This is a genomic window from Tabrizicola sp. TH137, from assembly GCF_002855575.1.
Taxonomy (GTDB): Bacteria; Pseudomonadota; Alphaproteobacteria; order Rhodobacterales; family Rhodobacteraceae; genus Paragemmobacter.
In genome coordinates this window covers 113,739-128,732 of the sequence record NZ_PKRQ01000003.1, presented here as the reverse complement: position 1 = coordinate 128,732, position 14,994 = coordinate 113,739, and the positions used below count along the sequence as shown (strand labels likewise).

Genomic DNA, 14,994 nt, shown 5'->3' with positions numbered 1-14,994 from the left:
TTGCTTGTGCAGAAAGGACGCCTATCCTTACCATGAAGGAAGGATGACCGTGCCATGACAGCCGCAGGCCGCCGCCCCGTCGTGGGGATCATCGGCAATATGAACATGATCAACAACGAGTATCCCGTCCATGCCGGAGGAACGATGAATTCCGAGGCGGTGGCGAAGGTGGCGGGCTGTCTGCCCTTGATCATCCCTTCCAATCCCGCCTTCGTGGCGGTGGAAGAGCTGTTGGAGCTGTGCGACGGGTTCCTTCTGACGGGCGGACGACCGAATGTGCATCCGAGCGAATATGGCGAGGAGGAGACGCCTGCCCATGGCAGTTTTGACCGCTGCCGCGATGCGGTGACGCTGCCGCTGGTGCGGGAATGCGTGGCGCGGGGGCAGCCGTTTCTGGGCATCTGCCGCGGGTTTCAGGAGGTGAACGTGGCGCTGGGCGGCACGCTGCACCCGGAGATCCGCGACCTGCCGGGGCGGATGAACCATCGGATGCCGCCCGACGGGACGATCGAGGAGAAGTTCGCCCTGCGCCATCCGGTGCGGTTCACGCCGGGGGGCGTGTTCCATCGCCTGATGGGGGCGGAAGAGGTGATGACCAATACGCTGCATGGGCAGGGGATCGCCCGGCCGGGGCAGGGGATCGTGATCGACGGGGTGGCCCCGGATGGGACGCCCGAGGCGATTTACGTGAAGGATGCGCCGGGTTTCACCCTTTCGGTGCAGTGGCATCCGGAATGGAACGCGGCGAGCGATCCGGTATCGCGGCCGCTGTTCACGGCCTTTGGTAGGGCGGTGGCAGAGTTTGCGCAGGCGCGGCGGGCGGGGCCTGCGGCGGTGGCGCGGCGGGCCTGATTGCGGGGACCGTTCACGGGCGCAGGGTGAGGCCGTCGAAGGTGGCATCGAGTGCGGCATGGGCGGCGGCCCGCTGCGCTTCGGTCCCGCCATCGCAGCCGGCCAGCCAGAGCGCCTGTGCCATCACAGCGCCGTTCAGAAGATGTGTCACGGCGACAGGGTCGAGCGGGCGCAGGCGGCCTGCGGCGATGAGGCAGGTGAGGTCTTCCACGATCATCGCGAAGCCGGATTGCATCAAGATGTCCATCGCCTGCGCGCCCATCACGGCGGGCGCGTCGCGGAAGAGGATGCGGGCGCGGTCCGGGCTGAGGGTAAGGTCGAGATAGGCGTGGTAGCAGGCGGTCAGGCCGCGCCAGGGGTCATCCTCGGCCTCGTAGATGATGTCCAGTTCGCGGCCGATTTCGGCATCGACGGCGCGAAAGACGGCCTCGAACAGCCCGGCCTTGTTCTGGAAATGGTGGTGGAGCGCGCCGCGGGTGACGCCCGCCTCGGCGGCGAGCGCGTCAAGCGAGACATGGGCGAAGCCCTGCGTGGCGAAGGCCTGCCGAGCCGTGGCGATGAGGCGCGCGGCGGTCTGTTCGGCGGCCTCGGCCCTGCCCTGCGGGCGGGGAAGGGAAGGAGGGGCAGGTTGGGGCGAGATTGACATACGGGCCGTATGTGAGCTAGGGAATTCACATACGGATCGTATGTGAAACGGAAGGGCGCGGCAAGTGCAGGGGCGGGCATTGATCGGGGCGATCTGGCGGGAAGTGCCCGGGATCGTGGGTCTGGCGCTGCCCATCGTGATGGGGCTGGCGGCGAGCACGCTGATCGGGGTGACAGATTCGGTGATGCTGGCGCCGCTGGGGCCGGTGCCGTTGGCGGCGGTCGGGCTGACGGGGGCGGTGGCGGTTCTGTTCTATGCGGCGATCTACGGCCTGCTCTCGGCCCTGTCGGTGCGGATCGGGGCGGCCTGGGGCGCGGGGGAGGGGCTGGCCATTCCGGGCATCCTGCGATCGGGCCTTGCGCTGGGGGCGCTGGTGGGCGTGGGGTCGGCGCTGGTGATGGCGGCGCTGTGGCCGCTCTTGCCGCTGCTTGGCCAGCCGGAAGAGGTGGTGGCGGCGATGGGAGCCTATTGGTTCTGGATCTGCGCCTTCCTGATTCCCTTCGCGATCCTGACCGTGTTCAAATCGGCCTTCGAGGCGGTGGAGAAGCCATGGCTTGGCACGGCCTTCGCCTTTCTGGGCGTGGCGATCAACGTGCCATTGAACTATGCGCTGATCTGGGGGATCGGGCCGCTTCCGGAACTGGGGCTGACCGGGGCGGGGCTCGCCTCGTTCCTGGCCGAGACGCTGGCCCTGCTGGTGGCCTTTTTCTGGTGGCGCTATGCGCCGTCGATGCGGCGGCTGCGGCTGCGGCGACAGGTGAAGCTGCGCGAAATGGGGATCACCTTCCGCGAGGGCGCGCCACTGGGGGCGATGTATGTGGTGGAGACGGCGTCGGTCAGCATCGCGACGCTGATGATCGGGGCTTTTGGCACGGTGGCGCTGGCGGGAAATCAGGTGGCGCAGGCGGTGGGCGGGGTTCTGTACATGCTGCCCCTGGGCGTGGCGGGGGCGGTGGCGATCCGCGTCGCGCAGGAGCGGGGGGCGGAGAACCTTGGCGCGTTGCGGCCCATCGCGCTGGCCGCCGTGGCGGTGGCGGGGGTGTGGCTGGTGGCGGCGGCCGTGGTGCTGGCGCTGGAGGGGGAGGCCATCGCGCGGCTGGTGACCGATGACCCGGAGGTGGTGGCGGTGGCGGCGGCGATCTTCCTTGTCTTTGCGCCGATGCAGGTTTCCGATGCGGTGCAGTCGGCCATGCTGGGATCATTGCGCGGGCTGTCGGATACGGCCTGGCCTGCCATGGTGTCGGCCATCGCCTATTGGCCGGTGGCGCTGCCGCTGGGCTATATGCTGGCGCATTGGGGCGGCATGGGGCCTTCGGGCATCTGGGCGGGTTATATCCTTGCGCTGGCAGGGGCCGGGGCGGCGCTGACGGTGCGGTTCTGGCGCAGAACGGCCTTGTTGGCGGAAAGGCCATCGGTCTAGATGGTGGAAACGGTTTCACGGGGGAGGACGGGATGAAACGGTCGCGCATCAACGAGGTCATGGCGGCGGCGGATGAGATGATCCGTCATTACGGCTTTGTCCTGCCGCCCTTCGCCTATTGGTCGCCGGAGGAGTTCAAGGCGAAGAAGGGCGATGCGCAGGCGATCATCACCGCGCGGATGGGGTGGGACATCACCGATTACGGGCAGGGGGCCTTTGACGAGCTGGGGCTGTTCCTGTTCACGCTGCGGAATGGCAAGCTGGCGGACCTGCAACGCGGGGGCGGCATGTGCTATGCCGAGAAGCTGTTGATTTCGCGGAAGGATCAGCATTCCCCCTGCCATACCCATGTGATCAAGGCCGAGGACATCATCAATCGCGGCGGCGCGAAGCTGGCGGTGCGGCTGAACGGATCGAACCCGGACGGGTCCTTTTCCGAGACGCAGGGCGGGGTGGTCTATTGCGATGGCGTGCCGCGCCCCTTCAAGGGCGGCGATGTGCTGCTTTTGTCGCCGGGCGAGAGCGTGACGCTGCTGCCGGGGGATTGGCATGCCTTCTGGGGAGAGGGGGGCGATGTGCTGATCGGCGAAGTGTCCACGGTGAATGATGACGTGACCGACAACGTTTTCGTCTCGAAGAAGATCGGCCGGTTTTCGGAGATCGAGGAGGATGTCGCGCCGAAGCATCTGCTGGTGGCGGATTACGATCGCTGGCTGGCCTGAGGTCGGGCCGGAATGGAAAAGGGCCGCTGCGGGATGCCGCAGCGGCCCTTGTGCATTCCGGAGCGCGGGTCAGCCGCCCGACGTGGTTGTGGTCGTCGTCGTGGCCGGTGCCGTGGTGGTGGGCGTCGTGGTTGCCGGAGCCTGAAGCGCGGCAGGCACGCCTTGCAGAAGCGGGTTGAAGGCCGGCATGGCCGCGGGCACGACGACGGGTTCCACCTTCTTGACCGGCTGCGGCGGCGGCAGGATCAGCCGCGTCGGATATTGCCCATCGCGGGTGAGGACCACGACCTTTTCGCCACCCTGAAGGCGGTTGTAGAGGTCGATCACGTCCTGATTGATCATGCGGATGCAGCCGGACGAGGCGTTGCGCCCGATGGAGCGCCATTCCGGCGTGCCGTGGATGCGATAGCCGTAATCCACCCCGTTGGTGGTGAGGTAGATGGCGCGGGCACCGAGCGGGTTGGTCGGACCGCCGGGCTGGCCCTTTTCCCATTTGGCGAGTTTCGGGTCACGGGCGATCATTTCCGGCGGCGGCGTCCAGGTCGGCCAGGGTTTCTTTTCGCTGACGATGGCGGTGCCGGCCCATTCAAAGCCTGCGCGGCCGACCGAGATGCCGTAGCGGATCGCCTGGTTCTTGCCCGTCACATAATGCAGCACGCGCTGGGAAGGGTTGATGATGATGGTTCCGGGCGCTTCGGCGGTTTCGAAATAGACCGACTGGCGGCGGAACTGCTGGGGGATTTCCTCGACCGGGAGGGCGGGAATGTCGATATTGGCGTCCTTGGTCGCCAGATAGGCCCCCTGCACCTCTTTCGGTTCGCCGGGTTTGGCCTTTGGGACGGCAGTGCCGCCTTGCTGGACGCAGGCGGAGAGCAGGGCGATCAGGCCGACAGCGGCAAAGGTCTTGAGGATGGCAAGGAAAGGGGCGCGCATAAATCGGTGGTCCATGAGTGGGCGCAGGGCGAGGTCGCCCTGCCGGGATGTCTTGTTCCCATCCTAACCAGCGGGCGGCCATGCGTCAAAGCGTCAAAGGGTGGTTCGGACCTGCCAAAGCTCGGGGAAAAGCTGGACTTCGAGCATCCGTCGCAGATAGGACACACCCGACGTGCCGCCCGTGCCGCGCTTGAAGCCGATCACCCGTTCGACAGTGGTGACGTGGTTGAACCGCCAGCGGCGGAAGTAATCCTCGAAATCCACCAGTTTCTCGGCCAGTTCATAGGCCTGCCAGTGGCGCGCAGGATCGCGATAGACCTGTTCCCACATGGCGCGGACGCCGTCATCGGCCGTCCAGGAATGGGAGGGGTCCCGGGTCAGGATGGCCAGCGGGACGGGCAGGCCCAAGCGCGCGACATGGGCGAGGGCCGCGTCATAGAGCGAGGGGCGGGCGAGTTCCGCCTGAAGCCTTGCCAGAATGTCAGGGCGGTGGGCATGGGGTTTGAGCATGGCCTGATTGCGGTTGCCGACGGCGAATTCGATCAGGCGGTATTGCCAGCTCTGGAAGCCGGAGGACTGGCCCAGATCATCGCGGAAGCGCGAGTAATCCGATGGCGTCATGGTGCGCAGCACGTCCCAGGCGGAGTTGAGCTGTTCGAAGATGCGGGCGACGCGGGCGAGCATCTTGAAGGCTTCGGGCGCGCGGTCGTCATCGAGGCAGCGGCGCGCGGCATCGAGTTCATGCAGGGCGAGGCGCATCCAGAGTTCGGAGGTCTGGTGCTGGATGATGAAGAGGAGTTCGTCATGGGCATCGGTCAGGCAATGCTGCGCGCCCAGAATGCGGTCGATCTGGAGGTAGTCGCCATAGGACATACGGCCGTCGAAGGACATTTGCGCGCCATCGCGGGACGGGTCGAAGGGGGTATCGGTCATCTCGTTCTCCTTGGGTTGGGGGGATCAGGGAGAGCGGTGGTCCCTTCCATTCTGGACCGAGAGATTGCCGATGCGCCGCCAGAGCGCGATCCAGCCTGCCGGGCGGCAGAGCGGATGGCGCGAAGAACGCTGCTGGGCGGCGGGGCGGGGCATCAGGTGACCTTGGCGCGGGTCTTGAATTCGGGTCGGTCCCAGGCGCGGGTCGCCATGATGCGGGCCAGGATGGCCACGGCGCGATCCACCTCGTCAAAGCCGATATAGAGCGGGGTGAAGCCGAAGCGCAGGATATCCGGGGCGCGGAAATCGCCGATGACGCCTTCGGCGATGAGCGCCTGCATGATGGCATAGCCGTCGGGGTGGCGGAAGCTGACCTGACTGCCGCGCTGGGCATGGTCGCGCGGGGTGGCGAGGGCGAGGTCGGGGCAGGTGCCTTCCACCCCGGCGATGAAGCGGTCGGTGAGGGCGAGGGAGCGGGCGCGGAGATCGGCCATATCGACCTGATCCCAGATGTCCATCGCGGCTTCGAGTGCGGCAAGTTGCAGGACGGGGGGCGTGCCGACGCGCATCCGTTCGATGCCGCGACCGGGGCGATAGGCAAGGTCGAAGGCGAAGGGGGATTCGTGGCCGAGCCAGCCGGAGAGGGCGGGGCGGGCGGTTTCGGCATGGCGCGGGGCGACATAGATGAAGGCGGGGCCGCCGGGGCCGGAATTGAGATATTTGTAGGTGCAGCCCACCGCGAAATCGGCACCGACTCCCGCCAGATCGACCGGCAGCGCGCCTGCGGAATGGGCGAGGTCCCAGATGGTGAGCGCGCCCATGGCATGGGCCTTGGCGGTGATCGCGGCCATGTCGTGGCGGCGGCCGGTGCGGTAATCGACTTCGGTGATCATGGTGACGGCGACGCTGTCGTCGATGGCATCGAGCACCTCCTCCGGGGCGACGGTGCGGAGGCTGTAGCCGTTCCCGAGCGTGCGGACGAGGCCATCGGCCATGTAGAGATCGGAGGGGAAGTTGCCGGTATCCGACAGGATGACGCGGCGGGTTGGGTTGAGTTCGAGGGCGGAGGCGAGGGCCTGATAGACCTTGATCGACAGCGTGTCGCCCATGACCACGGTTCCGGCTTCGGCGCCGATCAGGCGGGCGATGCGGTCGCCGATGCGGGCGGGCTGGTCCATCCAGCCGGCCTTGTTCCAGCCGGTGATGAGCATGTTGCCCCATTCCTCGGTCACGGTGCGGGCGACGCGGGCGGCGGCGGCCTTCGGCAGCGGGCCGAGGGAATTGCCGTCGAGATAGATGATCCCCTCGGGCAGGTCGAAGGCGGCGCGGGTGGCGGTGAAGTCGGTGGTCATTGCGGTCTCCGTTCGTCTGTCCTTCCATGCCTGCTTCGGCGCGGCGGCACAACTGCCTGTTGTCCGGGCAACGCGCTGTCTGCTGCCGCCTTGGGGGAGGATCGCATCTTGCCATTCGCGGAGTGTCGGGGAAGAAAGGGCGTTCGACAGGGGAAGGGAATGCGCGGGTGCCGAAAGTCGTCGATCTGCCGCCTGTCTGGCTGATGGCTTTCATCGGGGCCGTCTGGCTGCTGGATCGGCTGTTGCCTATGCCGCTGTTCGGGGGGACGGGGGATTTGCTGGCGGCGGTGTTCGGGGTGATGGGCGCGGGGCTTTTTGCCGGGGCGTTGTGGGAGATGGGGCGGGCGCGGACGACGGTGATCCCGCATCGTGCGGCGACGGCTCTGGTCACGACGGGGGTTTTTGGCCTGTCGCGCAATCCGATCTATCTGGGCGATGTCGCCTTTCTGCTGGCGGCGATCCTGTGGCTGGATGTGCCGGTGGGCCTGCTTCTGGTGCCTTTGTTCATGAGGGTGATCCGGGACCGGTTCATCCTGGAGGAAGAGGCGCGGCTGCGCGCCGGGTTCGGGGCGGCCTTCGACGTCTGGGCGGCGCGGGTGCGGCGGTGGCTGTGAGGAGAAACGTGGTGGTTGGGCAATGGACGAAAAGATGTTCGTCGGGGATTTGAAATATTCTTGCGCAGTGGTAAAGGCGCGGTCAGAAAGAGCGAATTGCTGCACCCGCAGCGTAAACCGGGGGAAATAGCGTGAAGATCGGGGCACCGAGAGAGATTTTCGAGGGTGAGAACCGGGTGGCGATGACGCCCGATTCGGTTCAGGCGCTGGCCAAGCTGGGCCATACGAGCGTGATCGAGGCCGGGGCCGGGGCGAAGGCCGGGTTCTCGGACGAGGCCTATCGCGCGGCGGGGGCCGAAGTGCTGCCGGATGCGAAGGCCGTCTTCGCGGCGGCGGATGTGGTGGTGAAGGTGCGCGGACCCGAAGCGTCGGAAGCGGCGCTGCTGAAGAAGGGGCAGACGCTGATTTCCTTCTTCTGGCCGGCGCAGAACGAGGCCCTGCTGAAGCAGGTGGCGGATGCCGGCGCGACGGTCGTTGCCATGGACATGGTGCCGCGGATTTCCCGCGCGCAGAAGATGGATGCGCTGTCGTCGATGGCCAATATCGCGGGTTATCGCGCGGTGATCGAGGCGGGCAACAATTTCGGCCGCTTCTTCACGGGGCAGGTGACGGCGGCGGGCAAGGTGCCCCCGGCCAAGGTTCTGATCGTCGGTGCGGGCGTGGCGGGGCTTGCGGCGATCGGGACCAGCGTGTCCCTGGGTGCGATCGTGCATGCCTTCGACGTGCGGCCCGAAGTGGCCGAGCAGATCGAATCGATGGGGGCGAATTTCGTCTTCCTCGAATTCGAACAGACGCAGGATGGCGCTGCGACGGGGGGCTATGCGGCCCCGTCCTCCCCCGAGTTCCGCGAGAAGCAATTGGCGAAGTTCCGCGAGCTTGCGCCCGAGATGGACATCGTCATCACCACCGCCCTGATCCCCGGCCGGCCCGCGCCGAAGCTGTGGACCGAGGACATGGTCAAGATGATGAAGCGCGGGTCGGTCATCGTGGACCTTGCCGCCGAACGCGGCGGGAACTGCGACCTGACGGTGCCGGATCAGAAGATCGTCACGGAAAACGGCGTGACCGTCGTGGGTTACACCGATTTCCCCAGCCGGATGGCGGCGCAGGCCTCGACGCTTTATGCCACCAATATCCGCCACATGCTGACGGACCTGACGCCCAAGAAGGACGGCGTGATCCACCACAACATGGAGGATGACGTGATCCGCGGCGCGACCGTGGCGCATGAGGGCGCGGTGACCTATCCGCCGCCGCCGCCGAAGATCGCGGCTATCGCGGCGGCCAAGCCCAAGGAGAAGCCGAAGGAACTGACGCCCGAGGAGAAGCGGGCGCAGGAGGCGGCTGCCTTCAAGAAGCAGACGCGTGATCAGGTGGCGATGCTTGTGGTCGGTGGCGGGTTGATCCTTGCGGCGGGGCTGTACGCTCCGGCAAGCTTCATGTCGCATTTCATCGTCTTCGTGCTGTCGGTCTATGTCGGCGTGCAGGTGATCTGGAACGTGTCGCATTCGCTGCACACGCCCCTTATGGCGGTGACCAATGCGATTTCGTCGATCATCATCCTTGGTGCGCTGATGCAGATCGGGTCGGGCAACTGGCTGGTTGTCATCCTTGCGGCGTTGTCGGTCTTCATGGCGGGGATCAACATCTTCGGGGGCTTCATGGTCACCCGGCGCATGCTCGCCATGTTCCAGAAGTCGTAAGGAGTAGCGCGCGATGGAATACGGATTCACCACCGCCGCCTATGTCGTTGCGGCTGTTCTTTTCATCCAGTCCCTTGGCGGGCTGTCCGGCCAGGAAAGCGCCAAGCGCGCGGTCTGGTACGGGATCGTCGGCATGGCGCTGGCCGTGGCGGCGACGCTTTATGGGCCGGGTGCGGGCAACTGGCTGATTTCGCTGGTCATGGTCGCCGTGGGCGGCGTGATCGGCTGGTATGTGGCGCAGCGGGTGCAGATGACCGAGATGCCGCAGCTTGTGGCGGCGATGCACTCTCTTGTGGGTCTGGCGGCGGTCTTCATCGGGTTCAACACCCATATCGAACTGACCGCGATTGCCGGAATGGACGAGGCAGCGCGGCAGGCGCTGACGGGCTTTGCCGCGAAGGTTGCCGAAAAGACCGCGGTCGAGGTGGCCATCCTGCGGGTGGAGACCTTCCTTGGCGTCTTCATCGGGGCCGTGACCTTCACCGGTTCCGTCATCGCCTTTGGCAAGTTGGCCGGAAAGGTGGATGGCAAGGCCAAGAAGCTGCCCGGTGGGCATGCGCTGAATGCGGGGGCGGCGATCATCTCGCTGGTGCTGCTGTTCGTTTACCTCCAGTCTGGCTCCACTCTGGCGCTTCTGGTGATGACGCTGGCCGCGCTGTTCATCGGCTATCACCTGATCATGGGGATCGGCGGGGCGGACATGCCGGTGGTCGTGTCGATGCTGAACAGCTATTCCGGCTGGGCGGCGGCGGCGATCGGCTTCTCGCTGTCCAATGATCTGCTGATCGTGGTGGGCGCGCTGGTCGGGTCTTCCGGTGCGATCCTGTCTTACATCATGTGCAAGGCGATGAACCGGTCCTTCATCAGCGTGATCCTCGGCGGCTTTGGGGGCACGACGGGCCCCGCGATGGAAGTGACGGGCGAGCAGATTGCGATTGATGCCGAAGGCGTGGCGGCGGCGTTGAACGATGCGGACAGCGTCATCATCATCCCGGGTTATGGCATGGCGGTGGCGCAGGCGCAGCAATCGGTCAGCGAGTTGACGCGGAAGCTGCGGGCGAAGGGGAAGAACGTGCGTTTCGCCATCCACCCCGTCGCGGGACGTCTGCCCGGCCACATGAACGTGCTGCTGGCCGAGGCGAAGGTGCCTTACGACATCGTTCTCGAGATGGACGAGATCAACGAGGACTTCCCCGAAACGGACGTGGCCATCGTGATCGGGTCGAATGACATCGTGAACCCGGCGGCACAGGAAGACCCCAACAGCCCCATCGCCGGGATGCCGGTTCTGGAATGCTGGAAGGCGAAGCAGGTCTTCGTGTCCAAGCGCGGGCAGGGGACGGGCTATTCGGGGATCGAGAACCCGCTGTTCTTCAAGGAGAACACGCGGATGTTCTATGGCGATGCGAAGAAATCCATCGACCAGCTTCTGCCGATGATCGACTGACGCGGGATGGGCCGCATGGCCCATCCTACGGGGCCCCGGTCGCAAGACCGGGGCCTTTTTCGCGGCATCAGGGCCGCAAGGCTGCACAGGCGGCGGGCTTTTCTGCAACATCCGGGTTGCATACCCTTGTATTCCTGCAATTCACTGGAAGCGCGGCGCGGCGCGCCCTACCTCGCGGGAAAGAGACGCAGGACGACCATGCCCACGATCCCCGACCACCCGCTGCGCTATGCCCTTGTGAACGAGCTGCACGCGCGGCCGTTCCCGTCGCTCGATGTGCCGAGCCATGCCGTCTATATGGCCATCAAGGAGCCGGTGGACGCCGCGAACCGCGACCGCAGCAAGGATCGCGCGCATCTTCTGGCGCTGCTGGATCGCCATGCCTCGGCCCATCCGCAGCCGGATGCGACCCATTTTTCCGGCCCCATCGGGCGGCATGACCTGAAATGGGAAAGCCATACCGAGTTCGTCACCTATTCCGCCTTCGGCCCCGGCCTTTCCAAGCGGCCCTTCGACCCGGCAGAGGCGGAGGTCTTTCCCGAGGATTGGCTGACCGCCGCGCCGGGCAAGCGCATCTGTTCGGTGCTGATCCGGATCGAGGAACTGCCGGAGGATGACGATGCGGTCATGGCCAAGCTGGAGGAATGGTTCGTTCCCGAAAGCCTTGCCGTGAGCCGTGTGGTGGATGGGGCGGCCATCGTGGCGGGGGATTTCCGGATTGATCCGGCGGGGCATATGCGCTTTGCCGTCTTCGTGCGGCCCGGCACGGGCAGCCGCCGCGTGGGGCGGATCGTGCAGCGGCTGTGCGAGGTGGAGACTTATCGGTCGATGTCGATGCTGGGCCTGATGCGGGCGCGGCAGTTGACGGCGCGGCTGAACGCGCTGGACCCGCAATTGATGGCGCTGGTGTCGGCGCTGGATACGACGGAACGGTCGCCCGAGGCGGCGCTGCATGAATTGCTGACGATTTCGGCCGAGTTGGAGAGCCTTGCGGTGCAGTTCTCCTTCCGCTTTGGCGCGACGGCGGCCTATGAGGCCATCGTCAACCAGCGGATCGAGGTGATGCGGGAGCAGCGGATACAGGGGCGGCAGACCTTCGGTGAATTCATGATGCGCCGCTATGACCCCGCGATGCGGACCGTGAAATCCGCCGAGGCGCGGCTAAAGAGCATGGCGGAGCGGGCGCAGCGGGCGGCGGAACTCTTGCGGACGCGGGTCGATGTGGAGCGGTCGGCGCAGAACCAGAAGCTGCTGGAAAGCATGGACAAGCGGGCGGACTTGCAATTGCGGTTGCAGCGCACGGTTGAAGGCCTGTCCACGGTGGCGATCAGCTATTACGCGGTGAATCTGGCGGCCTATGCTCTGGAGCCGCTGGCGCATCGGGTGCATCTGTCGCATGGCGCGTTGCTGGCAATCCTGACGCCTGTCGTGCTGGTCGGCGTCTGGCTGATGGTGCGGCGTATCCGAAACCATTTCGACTGAGACTTGCGCGGGATCAAGGCGCGGCTGCGCGTCTTGTGCCAGACTTACCCCCGGTTCGATTTGGGGGGTGCGCGATGGTCTGGGCGAAACTGGGCGTGGGGGCGGTCCTTCTTCTGCTGCTGATCTGGGGCGGTGCCGTGGCGCTGGGCGCCTGGCGCTGGTCCGGGCAGGTGGAGGCGCTGCTGCGGCGGATGCTGGCCGAGGAGCGCGGTCTGGCGGTGCGTCGGTTCGATCCTGCCGCGCTGGACGGGCTGCCGCCGCCCGTGGCGCGCTATCTGCGCAAGGTGCTGCCGGCGGGGGGTGATCTGCCGGGCCGGGTGGAGATGGCCCATGAGGGGCGGTTCAACATGGGCGAAGGCGTGGACAACTGGAAGCGCTTCACCTCGCGCCAGACGGTGACGCTGGGGCGGCCGGGTTTCGTCTGGGATGGGGCTGTGGTCATGGCGCCGGGGCTGCCGGTGCGGGTGATCGACGCCTATGTGGCGGGCGAGGGGGTTCTGGTGCCGGCGATCCTGGGTCTGGTGCCGCTGGCGCGGCTGGAGGGTGGGGGAGCCATCGCGGAGGGCGAGCTTTTGCGCTGGCTGGCCGAGGCGCCCTGGTATCCGGGCGTTCTGCTGCCCGGCAATGGGGTGCAGTGGCGGGCCGTCGATGACCGCAGCGCCGAGGCGCGGCTGGTGGATGGGGCGGTGGAGGTGCGGTTGCTGTTCCGTTTCGGGGCGGATGATCTGGTCACGTCGATCCGGGCCGAGGCGCGGGGCCGGACGGTGGCGGGGAAGATGGTGCCGACGCCCTGGGAAGGGCGCTGGTGGGCCTATGAGCGGCGGGATGGGGTGATGGTCCCCATGCGCGGCGAGGTGTCCTGGGTCCTGCCCGAAGGGACGAAGCCCTATTGGCGGGGGCGGGTGACGGCCTATCGGCCCCTGCCTGCGCCCTAGCGGCCCCGGATGCGGGGATCGAGGGCGTCGCGCAGGCCGTCGCCGATGTAGTTCACCGACAGGACGGTGAGCGAGATGGCGAGGCCGGGCCAGAGCACCCGTTCCGGATAGGTGCGGATCTCGGCGATGCCGTCATAGAGGAGGCGGCCCCAGGTCGGGAAATCGGGCGGGAAGCCGAGGCCGAGGAAGGAGAGCACGGATTCCGTGATGATCGCCGCCGCGATGCCGAGCGTGGCTGCCACGAGGACGGGCGAGAGCACGTTGGGCAGGATGTGGCGGGTGATGATGCGGCGCGAAGGCGTGCCGATGGAGCGGGCGGCGAGGACGAATTCGCGTTCCTTGAGCGCCAGCACCTCACCCCGCACGACGCGGGCGGCCTGCATCCAGCTTGTCAGGCCGATGGCCATGACGATGAGGAGGAAGGTGCCGAGGCGGGGGCCGAGCACGCCCGCGATGGGATCGCGGAAGAGGAAGATCATCACCAGCAGCAGCGGCAGGAGCGGCAGGGCGAGGAAGAGATCGGTGAGTCGCATCAGCAGGCCGTCGATGCGGCGGAAATAGCCTGCCATCACGCCGACCGTGGTGCCGATGAAGATGGCCACCAGCATGGCCACGGTGCCGACGGCGAGCGAGATGCGCCCGCCGAACATCATGCGGGCCAGCATGTCGCGGCCAAGCTGATCGGTGCCGAGCGGATGGGCGAAGGATGGCCCCTGGTTGCGCATCTTGAACATCTTCACCGTGTCGCTTTCGATGAAGTTCGGGTCGATCCGCCAGACCAGCGGGCCGAGCAGGCAGAAGATGGCGAGGGTTCCCAGCATGACGAGGGCGGCCATGGCCCCCTTGTGCTTGCGGAATTGTGCCCAGACGTCGGCCCAGGGGCCGCGGACCTTTTCGATATTGAGGGTCGTGTCAGTCATAGCGGATCCGCGGGTCGAGGATGCCGTAGAGGATGTCGGCGATCAGGTTGAACATCACGATGAGCACCGCGAAGATGAAAGTGACGGTCTGCACCGTGGGCAGGTCGGAGACGTTGATCGCCCCGATCAGCATGGCGCCGATGCCGTTGATCTTGAAGATCTGCTCGGTCACGATGGCACCGCCGAAGACGGTGGGCAGACCCAGCGCGATGACGGTGACGACCGGGATCAGCGAGTTGCGCAGCACGTGTTTCAGCACGACCTTGCCTTCGCCCATCCCCTTGGCCCGCGCGGTGCGGACGTAATCCTGACCAAGGTTTTCAAGGACGGAAGAGCGGGTGTAGCGGCTGATCTCGGCCGCGTTGAAGAGGGCGAGCACCATGACGGGCAGGGCCATCTGGGCGAGCATCTGCTTGAAGCTGGCCCAGTCCACCACTTCGAGATTGGTGTCGTAGATGGTGGGGAACCAGCCCAGATTGACCGCGAAGATCAGGATCAGGATGTTGCCGGTGAAGAAGGTGGGGACGGAAAAGCCCGCCATGGCGAAGAAGGTACCCGCCTGGTCGAACCAGGAATACTGGCGATAGGCGGAATAGATGCCGATGGGCAGCGCGATCAGCACGCCGATCAGATAGGCGGTGCCGACGACGGTGAGGGTCTGGGGCAGGCGTTCGCCGATCGTGTCCATCACCGGCATCTTGGACTGCCAACTGATGATGCGCTGCGCGCCTTGGGCGAAATCGGTGCCGAAGAGGGCGTCGATGCCGTAAAGCGGTTCGATCCAGAAGAACTGTTTCAGCCAGAGCAGATAGCGCACCAGCACGGGCTGATCCGCGCCCATCGCTTCCAGCATCTTCTGGCGCACCTCGGGGGGCACCGTGAGGGGGACGTCGGACAGCGGGCTGCCGGGGGCGAGATCGACCAGAAGGAAGATCACGAGGCTGATGAGAAGCAGCGTCGGGATCGCGGTCAGCAGTCGCCGGAGCGTGAATGTCAGCATGGACGTCCCAAGGATACTGGCAGGGAAAGAGGCGGAAA

General features: G+C 66.2%; 15 protein-coding genes. 8 read left to right on the top strand and 7 right to left on the bottom strand.

The features are described 5' to 3' along the window. The first annotated feature begins 54 nt into the window (after positions 1-54). Complete coding sequence (locus C0V75_RS10515; protein ID WP_101920905.1) at positions 55-852, top strand: gamma-glutamyl-gamma-aminobutyrate hydrolase family protein; 798 nt, start codon at positions 55-57, stop codon at positions 850-852. 13 nt (positions 853-865) lie between these two features. Here the strand turns inward: C0V75_RS10515 and C0V75_RS10510 are convergent, their stop codons facing one another. Beyond that, a complete protein-coding gene (locus C0V75_RS10510) occupies positions 866-1,498 on the bottom strand; it encodes a TetR/AcrR family transcriptional regulator (RefSeq protein ID WP_158241825.1) in 633 nt (210 codons plus the stop codon). A 79-nt stretch (positions 1,499-1,577) separates the two neighbouring features. On the opposite strand from C0V75_RS10510, the gene C0V75_RS10505 reads away from it, so the two are divergent. Both C0V75_RS10505 and C0V75_RS10500 read left to right on the top strand, forming a co-directional pair. Further along, a complete protein-coding gene (locus C0V75_RS10505; RefSeq protein ID WP_158241824.1) occupies positions 1,578-2,918 on the top strand; it encodes an MATE family efflux transporter in 1,341 nt (446 codons plus the stop codon). A gap of 32 nt (positions 2,919-2,950) precedes the next feature. Continuing rightward, a complete protein-coding gene (locus C0V75_RS10500) occupies positions 2,951-3,640 on the top strand; it encodes a D-lyxose/D-mannose family sugar isomerase (RefSeq protein ID WP_101920902.1) in 690 nt (229 codons plus the stop codon). 69 nt (positions 3,641-3,709) lie between these two features. Here C0V75_RS10500 and C0V75_RS10495 read toward each other — a convergent pair whose 3' ends face one another. The 4 genes from C0V75_RS10495 to kynU all read right to left on the bottom strand — a co-directional run bounded on the left by C0V75_RS10495 (position 3,710) and on the right by kynU (position 6,855). After that, on the bottom strand, positions 3,710-4,573 hold the full coding sequence (locus C0V75_RS10495) for a L,D-transpeptidase (RefSeq protein ID WP_101921273.1): 864 nt from the start codon (positions 4,571-4,573) through the stop codon (positions 3,710-3,712). 93 nt (positions 4,574-4,666) lie between these two features. Beyond that, the gene (kynA, locus tag C0V75_RS10490; protein WP_101920901.1) at positions 4,667-5,506 is read right to left on the bottom strand and encodes a tryptophan 2,3-dioxygenase; all 840 of its coding nucleotides are present in this window, start codon (positions 5,504-5,506) and stop codon (positions 4,667-4,669) included. Between the two features lie 24 nt (positions 5,507-5,530). Further along, complete coding sequence (locus C0V75_RS23960) at positions 5,531-5,659, bottom strand: hypothetical protein (protein ID WP_256377162.1); 129 nt, start codon at positions 5,657-5,659, stop codon at positions 5,531-5,533. Further along, the gene (gene kynU, locus C0V75_RS10485; RefSeq protein ID WP_101920900.1) at positions 5,659-6,855 is read right to left on the bottom strand and encodes a kynureninase; all 1,197 of its coding nucleotides are present in this window, start codon (positions 6,853-6,855) and stop codon (positions 5,659-5,661) included. The genes C0V75_RS23960 and kynU overlap by 1 nt, the downstream gene beginning before the upstream one ends. A 167-nt stretch (positions 6,856-7,022) precedes the next feature. On the opposite strand from kynU, the gene C0V75_RS10480 reads away from it, so the two are divergent. The 5 genes from C0V75_RS10480 to C0V75_RS10460 all read left to right on the top strand — a co-directional run bounded on the left by C0V75_RS10480 (position 7,023) and on the right by C0V75_RS10460 (position 13,036). Then, the gene (locus C0V75_RS10480) at positions 7,023-7,469 is read left to right on the top strand and encodes an isoprenylcysteine carboxylmethyltransferase family protein (protein WP_254216438.1); all 447 of its coding nucleotides are present in this window, start codon (positions 7,023-7,025) and stop codon (positions 7,467-7,469) included. 131 nt (positions 7,470-7,600) lie between these two features. After that, positions 7,601-9,172, top strand: coding sequence for a Re/Si-specific NAD(P)(+) transhydrogenase subunit alpha (locus C0V75_RS10475; protein WP_101920899.1), 1,572 nt, complete (start codon positions 7,601-7,603; stop codon positions 9,170-9,172). A 13-nt stretch (positions 9,173-9,185) separates the two neighbouring features. Continuing rightward, positions 9,186-10,619: an NAD(P)(+) transhydrogenase (Re/Si-specific) subunit beta gene (locus C0V75_RS10470; RefSeq protein WP_101920898.1), complete on the top strand. Its 1,434-nt coding sequence runs from the start codon at positions 9,186-9,188 to the stop codon at positions 10,617-10,619. Positions 10,620-10,817: 198 nt separating this feature from the next. Beyond that, positions 10,818-12,101, top strand: coding sequence for a DUF3422 family protein (locus C0V75_RS10465; RefSeq protein WP_101920897.1), 1,284 nt, complete (start codon positions 10,818-10,820; stop codon positions 12,099-12,101). 74 nt (positions 12,102-12,175) lie between these two features. Next, positions 12,176-13,036, top strand: a complete 861-nt coding sequence (locus tag C0V75_RS10460; RefSeq protein ID WP_101920896.1) for a DUF6544 family protein — start codon at positions 12,176-12,178, stop codon at positions 13,034-13,036. Here the strand turns inward: C0V75_RS10460 and C0V75_RS10455 are convergent. Both C0V75_RS10455 and C0V75_RS10450 read right to left on the bottom strand, forming a co-directional pair. Continuing rightward, positions 13,033-13,956, bottom strand: coding sequence for an ABC transporter permease (locus C0V75_RS10455; RefSeq protein WP_101920895.1), 924 nt, complete (start codon positions 13,954-13,956; stop codon positions 13,033-13,035). The two genes, C0V75_RS10460 and C0V75_RS10455, sit on opposite strands and share 4 nt — an antisense overlap. Then, a complete protein-coding gene (locus C0V75_RS10450) occupies positions 13,949-14,956 on the bottom strand; it encodes an ABC transporter permease (RefSeq protein WP_101920894.1) in 1,008 nt (335 codons plus the stop codon). Before C0V75_RS10450 ends, C0V75_RS10455 begins: the two co-directional genes overlap by 8 nt. Positions 14,957-14,994 lie beyond the last annotated feature (38 nt).

Coding starts and splice junctions, on each gene's coding strand:
- C0V75_RS10510 (WP_158241825.1), bottom strand. CDS start 1,498: ATGTCAATCTCGCCCCAACCTGCCCCTCCTTCCCTTCCCCGCCCGCAG.
- C0V75_RS10465 (WP_101920897.1), top strand. CDS start 10,818: ATGCCCACGATCCCCGACCACCCGCTGCGCTATGCCCTTGTGAACGAG.
- kynA (WP_101920901.1), bottom strand. CDS start 5,506: ATGACCGATACCCCCTTCGACCCGTCCCGCGATGGCGCGCAAATGTCC.
- C0V75_RS10515 (WP_101920905.1), top strand. CDS start 55: ATGACAGCCGCAGGCCGCCGCCCCGTCGTGGGGATCATCGGCAATATG.
- C0V75_RS10460 (WP_101920896.1), top strand. CDS start 12,176: ATGGTCTGGGCGAAACTGGGCGTGGGGGCGGTCCTTCTTCTGCTGCTG.
- C0V75_RS10450 (WP_101920894.1), bottom strand. CDS start 14,956: ATGCTGACATTCACGCTCCGGCGACTGCTGACCGCGATCCCGACGCTG.
- C0V75_RS10455 (WP_101920895.1), bottom strand. CDS start 13,956: ATGACTGACACGACCCTCAATATCGAAAAGGTCCGCGGCCCCTGGGCC.
- C0V75_RS10495 (WP_101921273.1), bottom strand. CDS start 4,573: ATGCGCGCCCCTTTCCTTGCCATCCTCAAGACCTTTGCCGCTGTCGGC.
- C0V75_RS10500 (WP_101920902.1), top strand. CDS start 2,951: ATGAAACGGTCGCGCATCAACGAGGTCATGGCGGCGGCGGATGAGATG.
- kynU (WP_101920900.1), bottom strand. CDS start 6,855: ATGACCACCGACTTCACCGCCACCCGCGCCGCCTTCGACCTGCCCGAG.
- C0V75_RS23960 (WP_256377162.1), bottom strand. CDS start 5,659: ATGCCCCGCCCCGCCGCCCAGCAGCGTTCTTCGCGCCATCCGCTCTGC.
- C0V75_RS10470 (WP_101920898.1), top strand. CDS start 9,186: ATGGAATACGGATTCACCACCGCCGCCTATGTCGTTGCGGCTGTTCTT.